Origin of the sequence: Acetivibrio cellulolyticus CD2 (assembly GCF_000179595.2) — a bacterium.
Taxonomy (GTDB): Bacteria; Bacillota; Clostridia; order Acetivibrionales; family Acetivibrionaceae; genus Acetivibrio; species Acetivibrio cellulolyticus.
On sequence record NZ_JH556653.1, the window covers coordinates 1,298,041 to 1,314,785 of the forward strand.

General features: G+C 35.1%; 15 protein-coding genes. 4 read left to right on the forward strand and 11 right to left on the reverse strand.

Features of this window, described 5'->3' with window-relative positions; translation table 11 throughout:
• Window positions 1-5: 5 nt before the first annotated feature.
• The 7 genes from rpiB to motA all read right to left on the reverse strand — a co-directional run bounded on the left by rpiB (window position 6) and on the right by motA (window position 6,157).
• Window positions 6-455, reverse strand: a complete 450-nt coding sequence (gene rpiB / locus ACECE_RS0207800) for a ribose 5-phosphate isomerase B (protein WP_010246365.1) — start codon at window positions 453-455, stop codon at window positions 6-8.
• 93 nt (window positions 456-548) lie between these two features.
• Window positions 549-1,034, reverse strand: coding sequence for a low molecular weight protein arginine phosphatase (locus ACECE_RS0207805; RefSeq protein WP_010246366.1), 486 nt, complete (start codon window positions 1,032-1,034; stop codon window positions 549-551).
• Between the two features lie 54 nt (window positions 1,035-1,088).
• A complete protein-coding gene (locus ACECE_RS0207810) occupies window positions 1,089-2,144 on the reverse strand; it encodes an L-threonylcarbamoyladenylate synthase (RefSeq protein WP_010246368.1) in 1,056 nt (351 codons plus the stop codon).
• A 117-nt stretch (window positions 2,145-2,261) separates the two neighbouring features.
• Complete coding sequence (locus ACECE_RS0207815; protein ID WP_010246370.1) at window positions 2,262-3,002, reverse strand: ZIP family metal transporter; 741 nt, start codon at window positions 3,000-3,002, stop codon at window positions 2,262-2,264.
• A gap of 214 nt (window positions 3,003-3,216) precedes the next feature.
• On the reverse strand, window positions 3,217-4,299 hold the full coding sequence (prfA, locus tag ACECE_RS0207820; protein WP_010246372.1) for a peptide chain release factor 1: 1,083 nt from the start codon (window positions 4,297-4,299) through the stop codon (window positions 3,217-3,219).
• Window positions 4,300-4,520: 221 nt separating this feature from the next.
• On the reverse strand, window positions 4,521-5,354 hold the full coding sequence (locus ACECE_RS0207825; protein ID WP_010246374.1) for a flagellar motor protein MotB: 834 nt from the start codon (window positions 5,352-5,354) through the stop codon (window positions 4,521-4,523).
• Window positions 5,355-5,374: 20 nt separating this feature from the next.
• Entirely contained in the window at window positions 5,375-6,157 is a 783-nt protein-coding gene (motA, locus tag ACECE_RS0207830) for a flagellar motor stator protein MotA (protein WP_010246376.1), read from the reverse strand.
• Between the two features lie 386 nt (window positions 6,158-6,543).
• Between motA and ACECE_RS0207835 the strand changes: the two genes are divergently transcribed.
• Complete coding sequence (locus tag ACECE_RS0207835; RefSeq protein WP_010246378.1) at window positions 6,544-7,041, forward strand: hypothetical protein; 498 nt, start codon at window positions 6,544-6,546, stop codon at window positions 7,039-7,041.
• Between the two features lie 120 nt (window positions 7,042-7,161).
• On the opposite strand, the gene ACECE_RS0207840 is transcribed toward ACECE_RS0207835, so the two are convergent.
• A complete protein-coding gene (locus ACECE_RS0207840; RefSeq protein WP_010246380.1) occupies window positions 7,162-8,244 on the reverse strand; it encodes an FHA domain-containing protein in 1,083 nt (360 codons plus the stop codon).
• Between the two features lie 213 nt (window positions 8,245-8,457).
• Here ACECE_RS0207840 and ACECE_RS29205 point away from each other — a divergent pair, with 213 nt between their 5' ends.
• From ACECE_RS29205 to ACECE_RS29210, 3 genes are read left to right on the forward strand one after another with little or no spacing between them, the layout of a single operon-like run.
• Window positions 8,458-11,745, forward strand: coding sequence for an RCC1 domain-containing protein (locus ACECE_RS29205; protein ID WP_010246382.1), 3,288 nt, complete (start codon window positions 8,458-8,460; stop codon window positions 11,743-11,745).
• A 60-nt stretch (window positions 11,746-11,805) separates the two neighbouring features.
• A complete protein-coding gene (locus ACECE_RS0207850; RefSeq protein ID WP_010246384.1) occupies window positions 11,806-12,018 on the forward strand; it encodes a hypothetical protein in 213 nt (70 codons plus the stop codon).
• 55 nt (window positions 12,019-12,073) lie between these two features.
• A complete protein-coding gene (locus ACECE_RS29210) occupies window positions 12,074-14,185 on the forward strand; it encodes a serine/threonine-protein kinase (protein WP_010246385.1) in 2,112 nt (703 codons plus the stop codon).
• A 106-nt stretch (window positions 14,186-14,291) separates the two neighbouring features.
• Here the strand turns inward: ACECE_RS29210 and ACECE_RS0207860 are convergent, their stop codons facing one another.
• The 3 genes from ACECE_RS0207860 to ACECE_RS0207870 form a co-directional block, all read right to left on the reverse strand.
• Window positions 14,292-15,497, reverse strand: a complete 1,206-nt coding sequence (locus ACECE_RS0207860) for an SHOCT-like domain-containing protein (RefSeq protein ID WP_010246387.1) — start codon at window positions 15,495-15,497, stop codon at window positions 14,292-14,294.
• Window positions 15,498-15,554: 57 nt separating this feature from the next.
• Window positions 15,555-15,923, reverse strand: a complete 369-nt coding sequence (locus ACECE_RS0207865; protein ID WP_010246389.1) for a DUF2089 domain-containing protein — start codon at window positions 15,921-15,923, stop codon at window positions 15,555-15,557.
• A 301-nt stretch (window positions 15,924-16,224) separates the two neighbouring features.
• On the reverse strand, window positions 16,225-16,473 hold the full coding sequence (locus ACECE_RS0207870) for a DUF1653 domain-containing protein (protein ID WP_010246391.1): 249 nt from the start codon (window positions 16,471-16,473) through the stop codon (window positions 16,225-16,227).
• Window positions 16,474-16,745: the final 272 nt, after the last annotated feature.

A 16,745-nucleotide genomic window follows, 5' to 3' on the forward strand; every position in this document is an offset into this window, starting at 1 on the left:
TCCTTTTATTTGCTGTATTTTTTTTCTATATCCTCTATTTTATTTACCCTTTTTTGATGCCTGTCGCCCAAAAACTCAGCTTTTAGCCAAGTATCCACAATATCAATTGCCAGATCCAGACCAATAATTCTTTCACCTAATGCTAGAATATTGGCATTATTGTGCTCTCTACTCATTCTTGCCATAAAGCTATTAGTACATAAAGCTGCTCTAATACCTGGTACTTTATTTGCTGCCATAGAGATTCCTATCCCTGTCCCACAAATAATTATGCCTTTTTCGCATTCTCCACTTTTTACAGCTTCTGCAACTTTCAAGCCATAGTCTGGATAGTCAACTGATTGAGAATCGCATGTTCCAAAGTCAACCACTTCGTAATTGTTTGATTGAAGGAACTTTACTATATCTCCTTTTAATTTGTATCCTGCATGATCATTACCTATTGCAATTTTCATGTTATCCTCCAGATTTATATTTTATATTATAGGAAACTTTATGTCAAAACAAAAAACTTCAAAAGCTTTAAATGAGGCTTATACTCACCAAATTTATTGTTCAAACTCTTTAAGTCTTTGAATCAATGCATCAATCGCTTCCTTTATCTGCTGTGCACATCTTCTATACACTTCTTCAGACCCTCCATACGGATCGCTGATGTCTGTTGAAAAACCGTTTATACCTCTGCCACTTTCATAAGCAAATTCCTTTAAGGTATACGCTTTACTTTGGGCATTGGAAAACATTTTAAGCAGTACTCTTTTATGTTCTCCCGTCATAGTAAGTATAACGAAGGCGTTATCAATATCTTCCTGAGTTATGCGTTTTGAAATGTGATAGCCTATATCAATATTCCAATCTTTTAAGACTCTCAATGCATAAGAACTTGCACATTCCCCATCATATGCCGAAATTCCGGCAGAAAAGGCTGTAAACTGCGTCATACTATTTTCTTTTTTGACAGCATTATTAAAAAGGCCTTCAGCCATAATGCTTCTGCATGTATTCCCTGTACAAACAAACAGTACCCTTTTCATTTTCCTGTCTCCCTCTTTTGTATAAACAGATATTGAAAAGCATTTTTATAATACTTATATTTTAATAATATTATACCCTGCTGCCTTTTTCATTCTATTCATTATCGCAAGACCAATACCTGAACTATCAACAGATTCTGCAAAAATCATCTGTACGTCCGTTTTGTCAAAATCCCTTAAAGCCTTAAACAGATTTGCCGCTATAGTCCCAGGACTTAACCTGCTGCCAAGAGATACTGCCAAACTCTCAGGATACAAGTGTACCGTCTCATCGGTTGCCAAAATTCCAACTTTTATATCCTTACCTTCATACTCCTTGACCATTTCGTTAATCCTTACAGCAATCTTTTCCGGATCACCCTCTACAATTATAACATCGGCTTTCGGTGCATAGTGCTTATACTTCATTCCGGGTGACCTTGGAATAATTATATCATCAAGATTTTTCTTTACAAGGGTGGGATCAATCTGAATTTGTCCTAAAACATCTTCTAATTGTTCTACTGTTATTCCTCCAGGACGTAGTAACATTGGAGGGTCTAAAACCATATCTACAACAGTAGATTCGACACCAATATCCGAAAATCCTCCATCAATTATCACATCGACCTTACCATTTAAATCATTTATCACATGCCTTGAATCGGTTGGACTGGGTTTTCCGGAGACGTTAGCACTAGGGGCTGCTACCGGCAATTCAGCTTCCCTGATCAATGCAAGGGCAATAGGATGCGATGGAACTCTAATAGCGACAGTATCAAGTCCTGCCGTTATTACTTCCGGAATTATAGGCAGCTTGTCCATAACTAGTGTAAGAGGTCCTGGCCAGAACTTGTCCATAAGGATTGAAGCTTTATTTGGTATGTGTGATACCAATTTTTCTACAGACCGCTTATCAGCTACATGCACTATAAGCGGGTTGTCTGATGGCCGCCCCTTCGCTATGAATATTCTCTCTACAGCTTCTTTATTTAAAGCATTAGCCCCAAGGCCATAGACGGTTTCCGTTGGAAATGCTACCAGTCCGCCATCTTTTAAAACCTGGGAAGCGTACCTTATCTTAGATATATCAATATTGCCACTGTTAATTTCTATAATTTCTGTTTTCAAAACCATTCTCTCCTTAAAGAACCCATTTCACTAATACTCTATATTACTAATTTAAATATTTTAAATGTGTTTCCTCGTTTTGCATCTCATATACTAGGAAGAACTACTTTGCGGTCACTAATTTATTGTCGTTATTATTATACCACAAACCATGCCAAAAACATTACTAATGGAAGGCAGTCTCCCTAAATATAGTTTTTTGGATTCAACCATCAATTCTCCATAAACTACATAAAGCATAGCACCAGCAGCAAATCCGAGACAGGCCCCGATAAACTTTTGCGAAATTCCTCCAATTATGGCTCCTAATAAAGCTCCTAACCCCATCGGTACACCTGAGAGCACAGTAATGAAAAATGCCTTTTTGCTCGAAAATCCCCCGGCTTTCATGGGAACTGCCATTGCAACACCTTCAGGTATATCATGTATTACAATCACAGCTGTTATAATCATACCCAAGCTTACAGAAGCTTCAAACCCAGAACCCACTGCAAAACCTTCAGGAAAATTATGCAGCGCAATTCCTACTGCCATTACAATTCCCGCCCTTAAAAGTCCTGAGTTGCGGCTTTTGGTCTTTAAGAACTCAGCTCTCCCAAGAAATTCCTCAACTAATAAAATTGTAAGAACCCCGAGAAAAACTCCAAATAAAGTTAGACTTATTCCCCCATAATTAAACGCCTCAGGTATTAGCTTAAAACACACCACTGAAGTCATCAACCCTGCTGAAAACTCTAAAATAGAACTTATAAAGCGCCTGTTAACTTTCTTAACAAAAAAAGCCATTAAACCACCGATACTTGTACCTGCTATACCGGAGATAAGGCCAATAAGTGTAACCTTTATCAAATATTCCACACTTTACCCCCATATTCCAAACTCCATTAAATTAAGGATATTACCTTTCATTAACGCTTTGGACCTCACTGAATTTATATTTAATTCTATTCAGTATAGGGGCAAATTATTAGTACTAATAAAAGTTGCAATAGTAAATTAAACGTTATGCAACTTGTAAACAACTAAGGAAAAGCTGAAACATTGCAAAAATGTAGCTAAAATATGATTTTATCTATATTTCATCGTCAATTCCGCCGCTTCCAAGACGTTCAGCCTGATCAGTAGTAATCAGTGCATCTATAACCTCGTCCATGTCACCTTCTAAAATACTCTCGAGCTTATAAAGTGTAAGGCCTATTCTATGATCCGTCATTCTTCCCTGCGGATAGTTATATGTCCTGATTCTTTCGCTCCTGTCACCTGTACCAACCTGACCCTTTCTAGCCTGTGCAATTTCACTGTTCTGCTGCTCCTGGGCTATCTCGTACAGCTTGGATCTAAGAACCCTCATGGCCTTATCTTTATTTTTATACTGTGATCTCTGGTCCTGACAGCAAACAACTAAACCCGTAGGAATATGGGTTATTCTAATTGCTGAATCGGTCTTGTTAATATGCTGTCCACCTGCACCGGACGCCCTATAGGTATCTATCCTCAAATCATTAGGATTTATATCAACATCCACTTCCTCAACTTCAGGCAAAACAGCCACTGTAACTGTAGAAGTATGAATTCTTCCATTTGCCTCTGTTTCAGGTATCCTCTGTACCCTGTGCACACCACTTTCAAACTTTAACTTGCTGAAAGCTCCGTTTCCTTCAATAGCAAAAACTACTTCCTTAAACCCACCGATTTCCGTCGGATTTGAATCCAGCATTTCCGTTTTCCATCCGCATCTTTCAGCATATCTTGTATACATCCTGAAAAGTACACCGGCAAACAATGCAGCTTCTTCGCCTCCAGCGCCTCCACGTATTTCAACAATTACATCTTTTTCATCATTAGGATCCTTAGGAAGAAGGAGTATCTTAAGTTCCTTCTTAATTTTTTCCAATCCCTCTTCTGCCTCTTTAAGCTCCATTTCAACCATTTCACGAAAATCTTTATCGAGCTTGTCGTTTAAAAGCTCCTTTGCATCAGCAATCTCCTGAGTAACTTTTTTATACTCACCATACTTGCCAACTAATTCCTGAAGCTCTGCATGCTCCTTCATTAACTTCCTATATTCATCCTGATTTTCAATCACTGCCGGATCACTAAGCTTATGATTCATTTCCTCATATCTGTTCTCTGCAGCCTGCAATCTATCAAACATCTTGCACCTCTAATTCAAAGAATATTAAATCCACAATCACATATTATATCATGTATTCATGGTATATTCTAGACAAAAATGAAGTATTTAATGCTTTTATGAATCGCAAGTTTAAATAACACAATTTTTAAGTAAATAAAAACTCCAGTACATTGATTCCCCCACATTTTCGCCTCTTATATTTCGTCTGAAAGATGCGGAGTATGTAAAAAGGCAACTTTTCAGTTGCCCTTATCAGTTGATTTATCTTTATTTGATGTTTTGATATCATTAGATTTCTCGTCCTTATCCAACGGATAATTTCGCACAATATATATTTCTACCCTCCTGTTTTTAGCTCTTCCTTCTTCGGTAGAATTATCATACTTCGGCTTAAATTCTCCGCACGCTTGTATAGAGAATTTTTCAGGTCTTAGCTTTCCCTGATCCCTCATAAAACTCATTACATTTATAGCTCGAAAGGAACTTAAATCCCAATTCGAACGAAATTTATCATTATGAATGGGTACATTGTCTGTATGTCCAACAACTTTAATGCTATTGTTTAGCCCCTTTATAATACCAGTAAGTTTTAAAAGAAGAGGATACACTTCCTTTTTTATATCCGCTTCTCCTGTATTAAACAACACAACGTCCTGTATGGAAATCTCAAGTCCCTCACTATCAAGTACCAACTTTATATTGTTTGAATACCCTTCTTCCGAAATTTCTTTTTCTATATTGTCCTTAATCTCTTTCATTTTTTCATCTTCTTTAGTTTCATTACTTTTTGTTGTAGATACAGTAATATCATTTGAATTTTCTTCACTGGTACCAACACTGCTCTCATTTTTCACCAATGGAATTACAGAATTCCCGTCACCCTCCATCATGCCTGCTCCGCCTGAAAATACTATACTGAATTGTTCGCTCATCTCCTTCATCTTTGCGTTATCCGTTTTACTCATAGCAAACATAACTATAAAGAGTGCAAGCAAAAGTGTCATCATATCAGAATATGGCAGAAGCCATGTTTCATCCGCGTGTTCCTCATGATGTACTTTTTTATTTGACATGATTCATCTCCTCTTTCCCGCTACTTTTCATTAGCTTGCTCCAGTTTCCTTCTAACCTCAGGCTCCAGCATACCATATAGTTTTAGCTCCATGCTCTTAGGACTTTCTCCTGCTTGAATGGACAAAACACCTTCGGCAATAATTCGCAATATAGCTATTTCCTCATGTGATTTTCTTTTCAACCTTGATGCAAATGGGTGACAAAGAACATATCCAATAAATATACCATATAGTGTTGCAACAAATGCTGCTGCTATCATATGTGCAAGTTTTTCTGTATCATTAAGGTTTCCTAGAGCTCCGATAAGCCCTATTACGGCACCCAAAACTCCAAGTGTAGGAGCTGCGCTGCCCGCTGTTGAAAATATAGAAGCAGCTGCTCGATGCCTTTCTTCCATTGAGTCAATTTCGACATTGAGAACTTCTCGTATGTATTCCTCTTCAACCCCATCTATAACCATACCCAAACTTCTTTTCATAAATTGGTTTTCAGTTTTTTCAATAGTCTGTTCCAGTGATAGCAAACCTTCTCTTCTGGCCATTTGAGACAGCTCCAGAATCTGCTTGATAATCTCGCCAGGATCTACTTTGTGCTTGTCTGAGAATAGCACACCTGCAATCTTACCGACATTTAAAATTTCCTTTTTGGGAAATGAATTTGCTGTCGCAGCAATTGTACCTATAATTATAATAATTGCTGCCGCTGGATTCAAAAGAACTTCAATGTTTGCACCTTTAACAATCATCCCGACAATAATGGCCGCAAAACCTACAATAATACCAACAATCAGAAATATATCCATATTATCTCTCCTTGAGTCTTTGAGATATGATTGCAGAAAATTCTTCTATTTTAAATACATGCGAGATTTATAAATATTATCGGCATATTTATCGAATTTCTTAAATGAAAAATTATCGAATCGCAAAATGGAAGCATCTGAATAGAAGATCACTTTTTTTGAACTGTAGTTAAGACATAGTTATATTTCCATCTGTAATATAATGTAAATCCATTCACTAAATTCTTCGGCTTCGAATTCACCTTTCCTTTGTTTAATATTAGTCATATTATATAACCAGATTCCGGAAACTTACACAAGGCAAATTAAATATATATATAACTAGAACTTTGGGCTTAATACCAGGCCCAAACTCATATCAATATTATTTAGAGGGGGAGATACATATGACTCGGAAAGTTCTTCAAACTACACTAAAAGTTTTAGGTATAAAAAAATCCTATGCAGCTAAAATCATCGGAGTTAAAGATGGTACTTTCAGCTCAAAACTAAAAAGTTATAAAAATACGTCATATAGATTTTTTGATGACGAAATTTCATTGATGATTAACAAATTGATTTCTGAGAAGCTTTTTATAAAAGATGATGACAATGATCTTCAAAAAATTAAAAAAGGAGTCAAAGTGAAGGAACTGGCTGATGCAATTTTTAGCATCACAAAAAAAGATCCTTTTTATATCAATGAAAAAAGCTTATATTCCAATTATTCAAATGAGAGGTATTATGAATATATTGTAAATCTTATTTGGCTTGAACAAATGATTAGCAACAAATATCATTCATTTGTTATAGAAAATTCTTATTTGGATAAAGACCCAATCGAAACCTTTGAATCCTTTGAAAGTACTTTCTTTTTTTATAAGAAAGGAACAATAGGATTATAATGAAAAAATCTTTTTATTACTATATTTCGTACAGCGTATAATCTTTTTCTTTTCCATAGTCAAAAGGGAACCAAATAGAGCCCTTTTGACAACCTTCTTTTTTGTATTATCCGATTGAAATTAGTTTTCTGGGACTATAAACAAATACTTAAATTTTACAAACCCTATAATGTCATCGCCATATATCTCACGTTTTTCCCTTGGTTGAAGCCGTTGGCCATTTACAAATGTACCATTTCTAGAATCTAGATCTGTAATAAAGTATCTTCCGCTTTCCAAATTTATCAGAGCATGTCTTTGCCCAATAACCCTACTGGAAATAACATAATCAGAATATTCACTTATTCTCCCAATAATAAAATTATCTTTGAATATCTTAAACCTTTCAGCAATTGTTTCTGCCTGCGATGAATCGGTATCTAAAATCCTTTCCATAAATGGATAAATAATCTCATCAATTTCCTCGTTAGGAGAAATTATTATTGTTGTTTCTCCAATACGTTCAACAATTTCAAGCCTTTCATAGCTTATCTCCTCAATGTCCCTTAAGTATGTGTTTTCATCAGCTCTGATGGTGTGTATTTTCTTGTTTTTATCCAAAACTTGAAAAGAATACTGTTTCATATATTCAAATACGTTCTCAATCAGGTCTCTCCTTAAAAGCTCCTCAACTACACCTTCAGCCAGTCTTTTTAACGATACTCCCAAATCCGATCTGACCTTTATACGTTTGCTTCCAATTTGCAATTCAATGTTCTTTTTGTTTTGTTCTAAACAATTATTACTATAAACTTCAATTAATTTCTTCCATAAAAAGTCCGTCCTATTTTTACACAACGAATGGTATTCATAGGCACTTTCAATAAGCCTCTTTACAAATTCAGGCTTCAGCATATATTCACTAAGATATGATTTTGTATCATCTGGAAGCTCCAAGCAAGACATCATCTCCTCAAGCAATTCCCTATCCAGCATCCCTCTGTTTAAACGCTTTTGGTATTGGTCTTCAAAGACTTCCATAACTGTCATAATTGAAACACCTTTAATAGCACCTGAATTACCTGCATTGGGTAGATTTCTACCCTTCTCCCAGTTTTCAAAGGTGTCCATGCTGATTCCAAGCTTATTAACACATTCAATTTTGTTGACAAAAAGAATTCTTTGAAGATCACTAATTGTATCACCAAATATTTTTATATTCATAACTACCCCTAATACATTAATTGGTAAATAAATCGTTCGTAATTATTATATTAAAAATGCTTATGTATTGCAAGTTTACTGAAGCAAAACGTTTTTTATTAGTGGTTATGCGATTTATACCATAATTAAATCTTGTAATATGATAACTAATTGAGTTATCATATATATGTATTTTTTTACAGTTGATTTTAATATAAAATTGAGAGGTATGGTATGTTTAAACTTAAAAACTTTATTTGTATTATTTTATTAGTAGCTTTGGCAATTGGCCCATTGTCAAATAATTATATCGAAGTATTGGCAGAAAGCGATTCCACAAAAGCATTGTCAGCAGAGTCGGAATTACCTTCAATCAAACTAAACAAATGGAAAGAAGTATACAGTGCGGGTAGAATATGTATAGGATTATTGGATGATGATAGTCTTTGGGAATGGTGCACTCATACTGATAGTCTCTATACATTAAGACAGGATAAATTTAAATATCCAATAAAGATGCTGGAGAATATATCCGATGTATCCATCGGTCAGGGACATATACTGGCACTTACAAAAGACAATATTCTGTGGGCCTGGGGTACAAACAGCCTTGGCGAATTGGGAGATGGCAGCGGCAAAAATAATTCGAAACCCCAAATTATAATGAATGATGTACTACAAATATGTACAGGGAAAGATAGCACTAGCAGTTTTGCAATAAGAAGCGATGGCAGTCTTTGGGGATGGGGAAATAATGTGTATGGGCAGCTGGGAGACTCCACAAGTGCAATCAAAACTACCCCTGTTAAAATAATGGAAAATGTCAGATCTGTAGTCTGTGGAGAAAGGCATACTTTAGCCATAAAGAATGATAACAGCTTATGGGCATGGGGTGATAATACCGATGGACAGTTAGGCAATGAGACATATACAAAAAGTTACACGCCTGTTAAGATTATGGAAGATGTGAGCAGTATAGCTGTAGATTATACTTCATGCTTTGCCGTAAAGACCGATTACACATTGTGGTCATGGGGTAATAACCTTAATGGTCAATTGGGAGACGGTCAAAACTTGACTAAGAGGAATAAGCCCAAAATGATTTTAGGTAATGTATTCACCGTCACTGCAGCACCGCAATCAGCATATGCTATAACACTTGACAAATCATTATATTCCTGGGGGTCTAATTCTGGTGTTCTTTTAGGTGATAAAAGATCAGAAAATAAATTTTCTCCGGTAAAGGTTATGGATAATATTTCGAAAGTATCTGCTTATGATCATGTTATGGCATTAGACGAAAACGGCTTAGTATGGGGATGGGGATATAATGATTACTATCAACTCGGGAATTCAAAAGACAGCGTTATTTTAACTCCTACGTTGTTATCGGATAATGTCTCCGAAATTTCAACAGATTATAATACAAGCAGCTATATAACGTCCGACGGTTCATTATTTCAATTAGGTGATCTGGATGGAATTAATTGTTCTACTCCCCAGAACATCCCCGTTCAACCGTATATCGACAATATAACTGTTTCAGGTAACCTTATGAATATACAATTTTCAGGTGCTCCTTTAAATTCTATCAGTGAGTCTGATTTCAATATAACAAGAATAACAAATACACCTGAAACTGAAACAGTTACAGAGAATGTATATGCCAGCGTTTATAGCTTTGACCAAAACACTAATATTGCTATCCTTGAATTACCGGATCTTGCAAGTTATAATCCTTATAGCTTTATAAGTTATATTGTTTCCTATAAAGGGCATTTGGAGGTAACTACTAACGAAATTCCTGCACTACCAACGGCTTCCCCTCTATCAACACCATACTCACCTATGCCTGCTTCTACCCCTACATATATACCTGTTTCTACTCCTATACATACTACTTCGTCCTATACGCCTGAACCTCCTACACCTGCATCCACTTCAACTTTTACACCTATTTCGTCTTCTACATCTAAATCAACTTCTACCACAACCAATACAAATAGGAATACCCCAGCTCCAACTGTAATTCAGCCGCTACAAACCATTCCTGGTCCTAATCCTCAGGAAACTTCCAAAGATACTGACGCTGATTATAAAAAGATGATGGGAGATTTCCAAGAAAACATTGCTGAAATAATCAAAAGATATGAAGGTGTTTATGACCCTTACAATGAAAAAAACGAACTTATTACTACAGAAGCTGAAAAAACCATTGAGAAAATAGCTACCCAAAAAGTTATATGCGAAACTGGTATAGTAGAATTAGAACAAGAACTGATTTTACCTCAAAGTGAATTAGCATCAAGAGCCAAAAAGGATGTAGAGGAGTTTTTAGAAACACAACCATACGAACCCAACAGGATAATCCGCAAAAGAATTAATATTGATGTAGAATTAATAGATAATGGGCTAAACATAAATGTACTAAAGGATATCGTACCTTTGATGAAAGCTGAAATGGATGTAAAGATTTCATCAAAGTTTGGTAATATCATTTTATACTATGAAAACATAGAAGCACAGCTAAACAAAGACTTAAAAATTTACATGACTAATGAAAAAACAGAACCTGCAAATACAAAAATTAAAAGCAAAGTCAATCTCCTATTTAAGTACACAGATGGTACAATAATAGAAAAGCTGAATTGTAAAATAGGTTTGGAGCTTCCCTATGGAGATGGCAATCCTGATTATTGTGCTATTTACTATGAATCAAACGAAAATTCATCTGGCCAACAAAAGGCTATAGATACCAAATCTGCAAGTGCCCCCTACAATTTAATAAGGCAAGATCAAAAAATTGAATTAGGTCTTCCCTATGGAAATAGAAAACAAGAGTACTGCACAGAATATGCTGCGTCAACCACTAAGATGTACAATATGGGCGGACATGAAGACACCCAAAACAAAACTCTGAGGGTAAGCACCACAAGCTCTGGAAACTACCATGTAATTGAAGGCAAGAAGACTTTTACTGACATTGGAAACGAGGACCCTACGACTAAAAAAGCAATTGAGGTTCTTTCATCAAAAGGAATACTAAACGGAAAAGATGACGGTATCTTCGATCCAGCTGGCAAACTGAAAAGAAGCGAATTTGTGTGCCTTTTAATTAAAGTTCTTAACTTAATTGATGAAGACGCACATACTGATTTTATAGATGTTCCGGTAACAGCCTGGTACTACAATCCGGTTGCAATTGCTGATAACGAAGACTTAATATCAGGTTATCCCGGTAATAAATTCCTAGGAAACAATTCGATAAACAATCAGGAAATTATAAAAACCTGTGCTGTTACTTTACAAACTGAAAAAGGATATTACCTACCAAAAGATGAAAATAACCTTCTCATCTATAAAGACAATGCAGATATACAAAAATGGGCGCGCAAATATGTTTCACTAGGAACTAGAGAAGGCCTTGTAGTAAAAAGAGCCGACGGCAAATTCAACGCAACAACTCCCTGCACAAGAAGAGATGCCGCAGTCATTTTATATAGATTGTATAATAAACTTTAATCGCAGATTCGTATAGATAAACATTTGCAATTTATTATATGCTGGGAAGTTGGAGGTTTTATGGGGTATCAATATATATATATATTAGTAGGTTTATTAGCCTTAATTGCCAATATTGTTCTTTTGGTTTTATATTTAAAAATAAACTTTTTATTTCCATCAAAAAAAATTAAGTCTGATCCTCCTAAACTATCTGCTATTAATGAAAATGAGCAGAACATAATGGAACCGTTTGAGAATACTATTGACGTTGATGAAGATGAATTAACTTGAATGTAATGTTAAAACGCATTAACCAAATAACTTATTAAAAGTCGGGTGGTTTAAGATGGTAGGGGAAATAATAAAACAAAAATATAAAATAGAACGGCTTTTGGGTAAAGGTGCCTCAGGAGAGGTTTATTTGTGCAGAAATATAGAACTTGGTAACCTGTGGGCCGTTAAACGTATTGAAAAAAGCAAATCAAAATATGAACTTACAACAGAAACCAATATATTAAAGAAATTAAATCATATCAGCCTTCCTAAAATTGCAGACGTAATGGAAGATGAGACTGGAATATACATTGTTGAAAGCTACATCGAAGGAACTCCCTTAAACAAGCTCTTGGAAGCTCAAGGCACTCTTTCTGAAGAAAGGGTTGTCTCATTGGCAAAGCAATTGTGTGAAGTGTTATTATATTTGCATAACCTGAAACCTTTTCCGATTATATACAGAGATTTAAAGCCCCATAACATAATTATTACAAGCGATAATAGACCTGTATTAATAGACTTTGGCATTTCAAGGGAATACAAGGGCTCAGATAGAAAAGACACCGTCATTGCAGGCACCCCTCATTACGCTGCACCGGAGCAACTAACGGCCGAAGGTATTTCTGATGTCCGTGCAGACATATATAGTCTTGGTGTTACCTTACACCATTTACTGACAGGTGTACTGCCCAAATATGATGATACCAGTTTAATTCAATACAATAATAAAATATCCAGAAATATGGACTATATAGTAAGAAAATGTATCAGAAAGGATTTAAAGGATAGGTACCAAACTGTCGAAGAATTATTGACTGATTTAAAAAATATCAATAGGGTGAGAGTTTTAGACGTAAAGCTTAGGAAAATGAACCGTGTATTGATAACTTCCATGGTAATTTTATCTATGATATCATTCTCAACTGTTTACCTTGGCATTTCTGCTATTTATAAAGAGAATGCTGCCTTGCTGCTACTATCCCCACAAATATTATCCCTTTCAGTTAATCAAACTGGAATTATCAAAGTTTTAAAAGAATATCCCGATGGTTCAAAGGAAGAATTGAAAGCTTCAGATATTAAATGGAACTACCCAAGCTCCGAAGTAGCCAAAATAAGCAATGACGAAATCCAACCGCTAAAAGAAGGAAAAGCCCAATTTGACGGATCTTATAATGGAAAACCAATAAAACTGACCGTTGTTGTCAACGAACCTCTGGACGACACTAAAGATGTAAATATCAACCTGAAATACTTAAAAGACACAAACGTTACCCTTTTCGCGGGAGTCGGTCAGCATGCCGATATATCGGATGGAAATTCCAACACAGCGGTCGTTAATTATCCAAAAAGCCTGTCAATTAATAAGGTTACCAACGATACTTATTTCACAGACTCTGCAAAGCTCAGAGCAATTAAAGACGGATGGGTAAAAACTCTTGGCATTGAACTCGATAATTATAAAGATATTGACTTGGTAAAGATAGCATCCAGTGGGAATATCTATTTTTCTATTGCTCCCTATATAAATGAAAAAGAGCAGTATGTTTCAGAAATTTATATATTACAAGGCAATAAACCTAAGCTGATTTATCAGAATACTGAATCCACGTATAATATATCAGATTTTGCATTTGACAGTTCAGAAAACATGTACATATTGCAGCCAAAGACAATTGGTTTAGATGCTGAAACTACCTTTACCTTAGTTGATAGACTTAGCGGAAGCATAAGTTCAAGAGACATCGGAAGTGCCGAAAGCATTACTGTAGACGGAAACAATAATATCTTTATATCAAGCTCAACAAATGGCACAATACTAAAATTAGATCAAACCGATGGACGTTTTAAAAACTTTGCTGGTAAGGAAATGGATAAAAACTTCATTGATGGTACACAATGCAGCTTTTTTTCTCCTGAAAAGATCGTTGCCGATGGTAATTACATATATGTAATTGATAGCAACGTGTTAAGAAGAATTGTTTTGGAAAATGGCAAGTTGGTTGATGTTGAAACCCTTGCAGGCAAGGTTGGAAAAGGCCAACAAAACCTCACTTCCTCCTTAGGTTATAACGCCTGGTTTGCAAAACCAAGCGATTTAGCAATAGATGCTGCTGGAAATATCCTTTTGACTGACTCCGATAATAGCGTCATATGGGAAATTAAGCTCCCTGCAGATAAGTAATCATCAATGTTCCAGATACACAACAAAAAAGGCAGCTTCAAAGCCACCCTTTTGTCTAGCTAAGGAATGCTGAAAATATAATTCAGCTATTCCTAAAATAAAGTATCTATTTTACAATTTCAATATCACCATTTTGGGTATCAGCAATTATGTTTACTTTTTGTTCAAACGCGTCATATCCGCTGCTTTCCGCCTCTACAAAACTATTAGCCAACTGCTTGCTTATATTTTTGTAGGTTATCTCAGGTATTAATAGGTTAATATCGGCATTGGTTGTTTGTGCTTTAATTCTGTAAGCTCTCTTCTCCATGTCATTCATATTGACTTTTATGCCTGCTTGATTAGTCTTGAGGTTCATATTGATATCGGAGCACCCCTGATAATTATGAACATTTTCAATGAGAATTCTGCCGTTTCTGCTTACAGCGTTAAGATTTTGAGTTTTTACGTGCTTAATATCTATAAGGGAATTAACCGTATTTACATCGATGTCCTTCCCTATAATATAACCAAACTGTATTCTTGCATTTCTGGTTGTAACACTGATTTTATCACTGTTCACACCCATGAGTTCGATATTGCTGTTAGTTGTTTGAGCTTCAAACATCTCTGCTATAGAATCCTCAACATATACTTTTCCGTTTTTAGTCTTAAGGATTATTGACTTAAACTTTATTGAAGGTAAAAATATCTCATGGGAAACGCTAACATTCTCCTCTTTGTTACTCTTTAAGGCTATGCTGCTATCATCCTGGCTGAAATTAAGGAGCTCATCAGCATTTTCATAAGGGCTTCTTATTGTTGATTTTATAATCACTTTATTATCCATATGCTTTTTAACAAGTATATTGCCATTTACACCTTCAACATCAAGAGTCATACCTTCTGCTATATCCCCTGTTTCGAAGGACTTTTCAACAGCCTTATACTTTCCAAAGATATTAAATGAGTTTGTATCAACAAAACTACTTACAAAATCAACTACTTTGTCTGCAATTCCAATAGTTGTATTAGCAAGAGTTCTTCCAACCTTCTCAGCTTTCGTACTGAATTCTTCTATAGTGCGGTCAAAATCCTTTTGATTGTAGTTATTTTTTAAATCCTTTTTCCAATCATTCAACTTGTCTTTTACTTTTGAAACTTCATCACTGAAGTTAACCTTTTTCTGCTGCCTTGAACTATTAGCAGTATTGTCACTTTGAGCTCCCTTATTCACAGGCTCTACAGCTTCAATAAGTCTCGCTGCCTCTTCACTGTTAATTTTGCCTTCTTCCAACATTTTAAGTATAAGAATCTTTTCTTCACTTGCCATAATCTATCACCCTCCAATTAGTAAGCTAAATTTGAAAATCTATCCAACCGATATATATTAACCTTTCAGCAATTCCATTGCCTCATCAAAACCGATCTCCCCATTATTGAGTTTCTCAAGTACTTCTTTTTTCTTTCCGTCTTCCTCAACCTGTGGTTCCGGCTTATGACCCAATGCCGCTGCAGCATCTTCAAGTCTGTTTTTTACTGTAGGATATGAAACCCCCAGTTCTTTTTCCATTTCTTTAATATTGCCTCTGCATTTAATAAATGTATCTATAAACTGCTTTTGTTCTGAAGTAAGTCTGCAAAACTTGCACAGTGTAAATTCCCCTTCTATAGTTGTATTACAATTATCGCAACTTATTCTAGTTACAATTGTATCACTGTTGCAAACAGGGCACTTTCCTAAAACTTCCTTACCCATAAAACCACTCCTTAAAATTATGATGTAGCATATTAATATTTTTAACTATAAATTAAATATTATTTATTATATATTTATATTAATATATAATTTTTCCATTGTCAATATTTCAATTAAATATTTTTAATAGGATTATTAATTTTTTTAATGTACAACTCAATTTTATTAATTATGTGTTTTACAACCATATAAATGCTTATTAAAATTCTATAGAAAAAACCGTTTCCGGAGAGTATACCACATTTCTCATTCTAACTGCTCCATTTCAATAATTTACTCAATTAAGTTATATATACTTAACTTAATCTACGATTTCTTCAAAACGATTTACTAATTTACCATTGACTTCTTTTTGACCCATGAACATTTCTAGCGGTCTTACCCAAATTCCACGCTCACCATATAAGGCCTGATATACAACCATTTCTTCAAGAGTCTCGGAATGCTTTGCAACATATAAGACAAGATAATCCTTGCCTTTGAAGTGTCGGTATCTCTTGCCTGTCTTTATACATCTTTCACTTTCAAGTGGATAATATTTATTTTCCATATCTTACACACCTCCATTATGTATGCTTTTAAATCATATCTTTAATTCTATTATTGAGTATTTCGGTAAATCTCCTTTTCTTAAATTCATTCTCAAATACCTCAACCTTTTCCATTTTCAGTCCTCCATATTAGATTTAATCCTTTAAAACCATCATTGTCAATATCAAAACAGGATTTGTAAATTCCTATATGCACATAAAAAGAGCAATTCCCTTTGTAGAGAATTGCCCTGATTTTTACACTAAGAGCTTGTGATAATTAAGTCCACAA

Bases quoted from the DNA above. Each gene is read 5' to 3' on its own strand.
- ACECE_RS0207805 (WP_010246366.1), bottom strand. From the start codon at position 1,034: ATGAAAAGGGTACTGTTTGTTTGTACAGGGAATACATGCAGAAGCATT.
- rpiB (WP_010246365.1), bottom strand. From the start codon at position 455: ATGAAAATTGCAATAGGTAATGATCATGCAGGATACAAATTAAAAGGA.
- ACECE_RS0207860 (WP_010246387.1), bottom strand. From the start codon at position 15,497: ATGGCAAGTGAAGAAAAGATTCTTATACTTAAAATGTTGGAAGAAGGC.
- ACECE_RS0207865 (WP_010246389.1), bottom strand. From the start codon at position 15,923: ATGGGTAAGGAAGTTTTAGGAAAGTGCCCTGTTTGCAACAGTGATACA.
- ACECE_RS0207850 (WP_010246384.1), top strand. From the start codon at position 11,806: ATGGGGTATCAATATATATATATATTAGTAGGTTTATTAGCCTTAATT.
- motA (WP_010246376.1), bottom strand. From the start codon at position 6,157: ATGGATATATTTCTGATTGTTGGTATTATTGTAGGTTTTGCGGCCATT.
- ACECE_RS29210 (WP_010246385.1), top strand. From the start codon at position 12,074: ATGGTAGGGGAAATAATAAAACAAAAATATAAAATAGAACGGCTTTTG.
- ACECE_RS0207870 (WP_010246391.1), bottom strand. From the start codon at position 16,473: ATGGAAAATAAATATTATCCACTTGAAAGTGAAAGATGTATAAAGACA.
- ACECE_RS0207835 (WP_010246378.1), top strand. From the start codon at position 6,544: ATGACTCGGAAAGTTCTTCAAACTACACTAAAAGTTTTAGGTATAAAA.
- ACECE_RS0207840 (WP_010246380.1), bottom strand. From the start codon at position 8,244: ATGAATATAAAAATATTTGGTGATACAATTAGTGATCTTCAAAGAATT.
- ACECE_RS0207825 (WP_010246374.1), bottom strand. From the start codon at position 5,354: ATGTCAAATAAAAAAGTACATCATGAGGAACACGCGGATGAAACATGG.
- prfA (WP_010246372.1), bottom strand. From the start codon at position 4,299: ATGTTTGATAGATTGCAGGCTGCAGAGAACAGATATGAGGAAATGAAT.
- ACECE_RS29205 (WP_010246382.1), top strand. From the start codon at position 8,458: ATGTTTAAACTTAAAAACTTTATTTGTATTATTTTATTAGTAGCTTTG.